Genomic DNA, 6,959 nt, shown 5'->3' with positions numbered 1-6,959 from the left:
TAAGTCGTCGAGCAGCGTCGAAAGCGACATGTCCAATTGCGGCAGGTTGCCGGGGCCGCGATAGGAATGCCACTTGTAGCCGCTGGGGATCTGCGCCGGAGTCGGTCCGAACGACATCATCGAATCGAAGAGGAGCTGATGGTTGTCCCAGGTCCCGTCGGTCTTTCCGTCGCCGAACAAACCCCCTTGCACGGCGTGGTTGACGGTTACGAACCGTGCGCCGGCCTCGATCAAGCGGCGCGCCATCAACACGCGCCGGCCATAGATGTTTTCGCCGTAGCGCTCGCGCAGCTCGGTCCGTTCCCCTTCGAGATTCATCGCTCGGGCGATTGCGCCGCTGGTCAGCAGCGCGATCGCTTCTTCGCCGAACTTGTCGTGCGCCTCGTAAGGGCCGGCACCGAGTTCGGCGAGCTTGTCGAGATTGTCCAGTTGTGTGAGCAGTGAACGTCGATCCTCGAATCGATTCGACCCGACGCTCAACTTGCTGAATTGCAGTTCCGGCGCGCGGGGATCCCCTTTGACGTTGAAGGGCTCATAGGCCGCACCGAGATAGCCCGGCGGATCGGTGTAGCGGGCTGCGACGGGGATCCCGAAGTGCGCCGGCATCCCCTTCACCTTGTTGCCCCGAAGGGCCGACACTAGGCAGCCGCAATTCGGAAAGAACTGCTCGCCTCGCATCGGCAAAAACCCCGATGCGACATGCCGCGAGCCGATGTCATGTCCGCCGCTGGTTCCTTGCCACGAACGGATGACGGCGACCTTGTCCATACGCTGCGCCATGAGCGGCAGCTTTTCGCAGATCAATGTGCCCGGCACGCTCGTCTGCGTCGGCTTCCAGAGGCCGCGAACTTCGACGGGGGCGTCGGGCTTCGGGTCGAACGTCTCGAACTGACTTGGGCCGCCGGCTAAAAAGATAAAGATGCAAGACATTTCAGGCGACTTGCGAGCGGTCGATGGCGACGCTCGGAGTGCCTGAGGAAGATTGAGGCCGAACAGACCCGCGCCGATCTGCAACGCCGCGCGTCGAGTCGCACGTGCGGCACTTGGTCCATGAGAAGAGATCATCGACAACCTTCCATTCTTGCGACGCAATTGAGTTCAGGCCGTTACTTCGACCATTCGAATACGGCGAGAGCCCCCAACTCCGGATAGGTTTTGGTTCCGATCGCTTGCGCCACGGCGATCTTCTCTCCGCTCGGATGAAGATCCATGCCGAGGCACGGCCCCGAAGTAGCAACGTTCGACAACGATTCGTCGGCGTTCGGTTTCCAACAGCGAAACTCTCTCTTGCCGAGGTCGCCTCCGGCGGTGACTAGGAAGCCTTGAGAATGGAACTTGGCCGAGTAATAGAAACCACCCTTTAAAGCGACGGCGAGTTTGCGTTGCAGCTTACCGGTCGCGGCGTCGTAGACCATGGCGCACGCTTGGCCGTCGTAACCGGTCCGACCGCAGGCGACGATCTGCGCGCCGTCCGGCGAGACGGCGAGCGCGCGAATGCCGCCCCATTCGATATCTTCCACGCGCCGATAACCCGATAGTTCGGCGACGTCGATCGAGAGTCGTTCCGTACCCGAGGTGATGTCCCATACTTTGATTCGCGGCTTCTGCGGTTGCCGATCGGCGGTCACGATCCGTTTGCCGTCGGGATGCAGCGCGACTCCGTAAACCGGATATTCGATTCGCGGCAGCTCGTGGAGTTGCTTACCGTCGGCAGTACGCCAAACGCGCACGACTCCCTCGCGGTCGCCGGTCGCGAATGTTTTTCCGTCGACGGCGGCGGCCAGACCGTAGATCGTGCTCGGATGCGCGTCGATCGTCCAGCGCGACTTCGGTTCTTCGCCGCGGCAATCCCAAGCGACGACGCGCCCCGCATAATCGGCCGTCAGGACGAGGTCCGCCGCGCGCGTCGCGATTCCGATCCAACTCTCGTGCCCAGCAAGAATCTTCTTCCGACCGGAAGCCGTTTCAATCGCCACGACATTAGTATCTCGACCGCCGGCAATGAGAAAGCGGCCGCTTGCGTCGAACGCGCAGCACATCAGCGGCACGTCGTGCTTGAATTCGACGACAAGTTTCGTTGTGGCAGGATCGATGGTCATAAAGTTGCGCCGCAGCGATCGTTAAGCGAGCACGGCGGCGATGGGTTTCGCCGCCGGATCGGCGACAGGATTCGATTGGCCGCCGATTTCGTACTTGGCTTGAGAGTCGATGCCGAGAGCCGTGAGATAGGTGTGGAACAGGTCGCCGAGCTTGACCAGGCCGTCTTTGACTTCGGTGCCTGTCTCATTCGTCGACCCATGCACGATTCCCGGCTTCACTCCGCAGCCGGCCATCGCCACGCTCCAAGCTCGTCCCCAATGATCGCGTCCGCCGAGATGGTTGATCTGCGGCGTGCGGCCCATTTCGCCGCTGACGACGACGAGCGTGTGTTCCAGCATGCCACGCTGCTCAAGGTCGTCGAGCAGCGTGATGAACGTCCGGTCGAACTCGCCGCAGCGCACCTGATGCCAGTAGAAATTGTCTTGATGCGCGTCCCAATCGAAGTGCGTCACGCGCACGCAGCTGATTCCGGACTGCAGCACGCGGCGCGCGAGCAAACAGTTGCGGCCGAAGTCGTGGTTGCCGTAGCGCTGGTGGTCGGCCGGCGATTCTTTCGTGAGATCGAAAATCTCGCGGCGCTGCATGAGCGCGTCGGCTTGATCGTACGTCGTGCCGTAGGCATCGATCGCTGCCGGTTCACGACCTTGTCGAAAGCGATCGTTCGCGCTTCGACGCATCCGATCGACCGCATCAGCCAGCGTCGGTGCGACGGCAGCGGGTCGCACTAAGTTTTCCGGCGGCTGATTGTTGAGAATCCGAACTCCCTCGTACTTTGCGCCTAAGAACCCGGCGCTCCCCACATCGGTGTAAGCCTTGGGCCCATCGCGACGAATCGAAATGTAGCCGGGCAAGATGTCATCCGGACGTTCGAGCAACTTCGCCGCCGCCGAGCCGACCACCGGATAGCCGGGGACGATGCGCCCGGCCTGCATCGCGTAGTGCCCCTGGAAATGATCGGCGATGCCGGAGTTTACGCTGCGCACGACGCTGAGCCGGTGCATGTTCTTCGCCGAGTGCGGCAAGAGCTCACCGATTCGGACGCCGGAGAGCGAAGTCGAAATCGCGCGGTAAGGTCCGCCGGTCTTCGTGGCGGGCTTGGGATCCCAAGTTTCGAACTGACTCGCGCCGCCGGAAAGAAATAGCAGCAGGAGTTGCTTGCGCGGCGCGACGGCAGAGGCTGCCCGCAACGGCAATGCGAGGGCGCCGCAACCGAGCGCCGCGCCGGCAAGTACCGTGCGACGCGAGACGGCACGATCGAGGAGGTGTTTGCGATGGGACATGCGTACCTGCGTCTAATGGTTCAGACGAAACTCTGCCGACGACAACAGTCCCCAAACCAAGCCTTGCAAAGCTTCGCGCCGCGCGGCCGGCGACTTCGCAACGCCGAGGATTCGTCGGACGTCGTCGATCTCGTCGGACATCGGCCGGCGCGTCAGAACGCTCAGGTACAACTCCTCGGCAAGCGACGCACTATCGACGATCGCGCCGAGCCGCTCGAGCGTCGTACCAGGCTCCGCTTGCAACAGCGGCAAGAGCTTCACGCTGTTTCTCAGAAAGAGCGCCTGATCGACGACCGGATCGAACGCTCCTTCGGCCTGGCCCGGGGAGGCCGGCGAACGCCGTGATCAGAGTCGCACTTTGTCGCTCGAGCGCTTCGTTGCCCACGTGCTTAACCTTCCATTCGGGCTCGGCGACGGCCGGCTTCTTATCGGCCGAAGCCTTCGTCGCCGCTGCAGCGAGCTTCGCGTAGTGCATCTCGATGCGCCCGGTCGCTTGCAGCAGCGACCAACGAAGCTGTTCGGCCGTAAGTCCGCGCAGCGGCGCGACGGCAAAGGCGTCGTCGGACAATTCTTTCACATCGGCAGGTAGAACGCTCGAGCGTTGGTAGGCGCCGCTTAGGACGAGCTCCCGAATGTAACCGCGAAGATCGTACTGATGTTCGACCATCCACTGTTCGAGTCGTTCGAGCAACTCCGGATGCGACGGCGGATTCGTCGCATGGTGCAAATCGAGCGGATGCACGATGCCGCGCCCGAAGAACTGCGCCCAGACACGATTGGCGATATTGCGCGCGAAGCCTTTCGTTTCTTGCCGCGGCAACCGTTCGGAGAGCTTCAGCCGTCGACTATAGGTCGGGACGCTGCGGTCCTTCGGGCCGGGCTTAACGACGTATTCCTTCCCTTTATCCAGCATCGGGTCGGCCAGCATCTCGCCGCCGGGCAAGCGGGGAAACGTCTCGCCGTTCTTGGTGGTGAAGACCGAGGTGAAGGTCGTTTTCCCTTCGGCCGTTTCGGCGACTTGTGCGCCGCGCGGCATCATCGGGTGCAGCTTCATCCGCTGCACGAAGGCGTAGAGACCGTAATAGTCGGCTTGGTGATAGTCGTCGAACCGCGGATCGTCGTGACACTGAGCGCACTGCAGGTCGACGCCGAGGAATAGCCGGCCCACGTCGCGTGTGAGCGCATGCGGCTCGACATCGCGCACCAAGTAAAACTTCACGCCGCTGCCGAGCTTCTCGTCGGTTCCATCGCTGCCGAGGATCTCTTGGACCTTCCGATCCCACGGCTTGTTCGCGGCGAACGACTCCGTCAGATAGGCACGCCAGGCTGCTTGCGGAATGTCGTAGGAGCTGATCGTCGGGATGCGTCGTTCCGTCAGCATTACGTCGAAGACCCGAGCCATGTGCAAGGCATACTCGGGACTCACCAACAACCGATCGATCAATCGCGCGCGTTTGCCGGGACTTCCGTCGTCGAGAAAATCACGGGCTTGTTTTGCCGAAGGAATAACGCCCGTGAGATCGAGATAGATGCGCCGCACGAACTCGGCGTCGCTGCACACTCCAGCCGGAGCGATCCTTCGCTCGAGTAATCGCTTCGCGACCAGGGCGTCGATCTGCGCGTGCAGCGCCGGTTCCGCTTCCGCTGCGGCGGGTTGAGGCATCGCGCAGACGGCTAAGCCGAGCACGACGCCGATGATTCGCGCGCAGTGAGGCGATGAATACATGAACTGGTGCGACGATCGGGGCGGGAGTTTGAGGCGGGGCGACGGCCGCGAATTGTCTCTTGCGGAGGAGAAATTTTCCTGCAAGACTAAACGCATCGGCGGTTGTCGATGAACCAATTCTACGCGAGAAGCCGAAGTGCGGCAATCGCGGCGCGGCGAATTCGGCATGCCCGTTTCAACGTGCGCCGGCAGCGAGCGATTGGTCTGACCGTTCTGCGAGGTCGCTATTCCGGTCTGGCCAATTCCACCCTAGCGAGTTGGTTTTCAAAACTGCGTCGGCGACCCCTGTCGGAAGCGACGAGACTTTAATGTCGTTGACCTCGAACTGTCGATGAACCTAGACTGCAGATCCCATTGAAAATCACGAGCCCTCAGCCCTACCTGCTCGTCCGCTTCGCTTCGTTCGACGATCGATATTCGTCGAATGTAGGCTCTCGTCCGTCTTGAGCCTTGTCAGCGAACGGACTTCTCCGCGATGAGACATCACCCATGAACTCCCGTCCGCACGTTTGTTGCCCCGGTCCGATTTCGCGTCGCGGCTTTCTTGAAGCCGATGCGACCGATCGCGACCAAAGCGCCGGGCATGGACATCTGCGAACTCCTGCCGTTGCATGCTCGCGTCGCCGATAAGTTCAGCATCATCCGCTCGATCACACACGAAGATTCGCAGCACGCCCAAGGCTCGGTCCGTTTTCTCAGCGGTCGACACACACCGAGCGTCGATCCGATTTCGGAGTTCCCCTGTGTCGGACCGATCGTCGCCAAGATGCGCGAAAATCGGCAAGTGGGCGTTCCGAACCACGTCGCCAGCTCGGCCCGCGCCTATGGTGACGGCAGCGCCTACCTTGGCGAATCGACGATGCCGTTCGTGGTCGGCGGCAATCCGGGAGCGCCGGGCTTCAAGGTGCCGAATCTCGCGGTGAGCTCCGCGCTGAAGGGTCGCCTCGGCGACCGTGCCGCGCTGTTGAAGGCCTTCGATACATTTCGTCGCGAGGCCGATGGCTCGCTCTCGATGTCGGCGATGGACGCCTTCAACCAACGGGCTTTAGACTTACTCACGAGCGAAAAGGCTCGACAAGCATTCGACCTGACGAATGAAAGCGAAGCGACCCGCGATCGTTACGGCCGGCATGAATGGGGGCAACGCGCCTTGCTCGCGCGCCGGCTCGTCGAGGCGGGCTGCAGCTTCGTCCGGATGGACATGAACAATCCCAATGTCCCCGGCGTCGATGAAACTCGCACGGCCGGCAACTGGGACATCCACGCCGTCAACGGCGATCTCTACTACGACCTCGGCGTGCGCTTGGCACCGTTCGACAAGGCCGTCGCAGCCTTGGTCGAAGACATCTACGCTCGCGGACTCGATCGCAAAACGATGTTGATCGTCGCCGGCGAGTTCGGCCGCACTCCGCGGGTCAATTCGGCTCGCGGAACACGCTCCGGCGTGATGCAGCCCGGCCGCGATCATTGGCCCGGCGCTCAGTCGGTGCTGATTTCCGGAGGCGGCGCACGCATGGGTCAGGTCATCGGTTCGACGACCGACAAAGGCGAGTACCCGAAAGACAATCGCCTCGATCCAAACGACCTACTCGCCACGGTCTATCGCTTCTTAGGGATCGACTACCACCACGCGTTCCTCGACCGCAGCGGACGCCCGATGCCGATCCTGCCGCACGGCAATCCGATCGCGGAGTTGTCGTAAGGCCTCGAATGCGAGCGTAGTGGAAGCTTGACGCACGTCATTACGAGAACTTCCTCATGTCGAGTGACTTTCGTTCGCACCCCTGTCGCCGCGCGGCACACGCCGCTCATGCCTTCGTTGACTTTCAAGGGACGACGCGTGAAGGCCTGAC

General features: G+C 61.9%; 6 protein-coding genes. 1 reads left to right on the top strand and 5 read right to left on the bottom strand.

The window, feature by feature from the left end:
* The 5 genes from K8U03_01435 to K8U03_01415 form a co-directional block, all read right to left on the bottom strand.
* Window positions 1-1,065, bottom strand: a 1,065-nt coding sequence (locus K8U03_01435; protein ID MCE9603546.1) for a DUF1501 domain-containing protein, incomplete at its 3' end; no start/stop codon positions are given.
* 41 nt (window positions 1,066-1,106) lie between these two features.
* Window positions 1,107-2,099: a hypothetical protein gene (locus tag K8U03_01430; protein ID MCE9603545.1), complete on the bottom strand. Its 993-nt coding sequence runs from the start codon at window positions 2,097-2,099 to the stop codon at window positions 1,107-1,109.
* A gap of 21 nt (window positions 2,100-2,120) precedes the next feature.
* Window positions 2,121-3,380, bottom strand: coding sequence for a DUF1501 domain-containing protein (locus K8U03_01425; GenBank protein ID MCE9603544.1), 1,260 nt, complete (start codon window positions 3,378-3,380; stop codon window positions 2,121-2,123).
* Between the two features lie 12 nt (window positions 3,381-3,392).
* Complete coding sequence (locus K8U03_01420) at window positions 3,393-3,641, bottom strand: hypothetical protein (protein ID MCE9603543.1); 249 nt, start codon at window positions 3,639-3,641, stop codon at window positions 3,393-3,395.
* Complete coding sequence (locus tag K8U03_01415; GenBank protein MCE9603542.1) at window positions 3,571-5,106, bottom strand: DUF1549 and DUF1553 domain-containing protein; 1,536 nt, start codon at window positions 5,104-5,106, stop codon at window positions 3,571-3,573. The genes K8U03_01420 and K8U03_01415 overlap by 71 nt, the downstream gene beginning before the upstream one ends.
* Before the next feature lie 553 nt (window positions 5,107-5,659).
* On the opposite strand from K8U03_01415, the gene K8U03_01410 reads away from it, so the two are divergent.
* Entirely contained in the window at window positions 5,660-6,808 is a 1,149-nt protein-coding gene (locus K8U03_01410; protein ID MCE9603541.1) for a DUF1501 domain-containing protein, read from the top strand.
* Window positions 6,809-6,959: the final 151 nt, after the last annotated feature.

It is taken from the genome of Planctomycetia bacterium, assembly GCA_021413845.1.
In the GTDB taxonomy this organism is placed as follows: Bacteria; Planctomycetota; Planctomycetia; order Pirellulales; family PNKZ01; genus PNKZ01.
The sequence above is the reverse complement of the archived record's forward strand: the minus strand, read 5'-3'. Positions and strand labels throughout refer to the sequence as shown.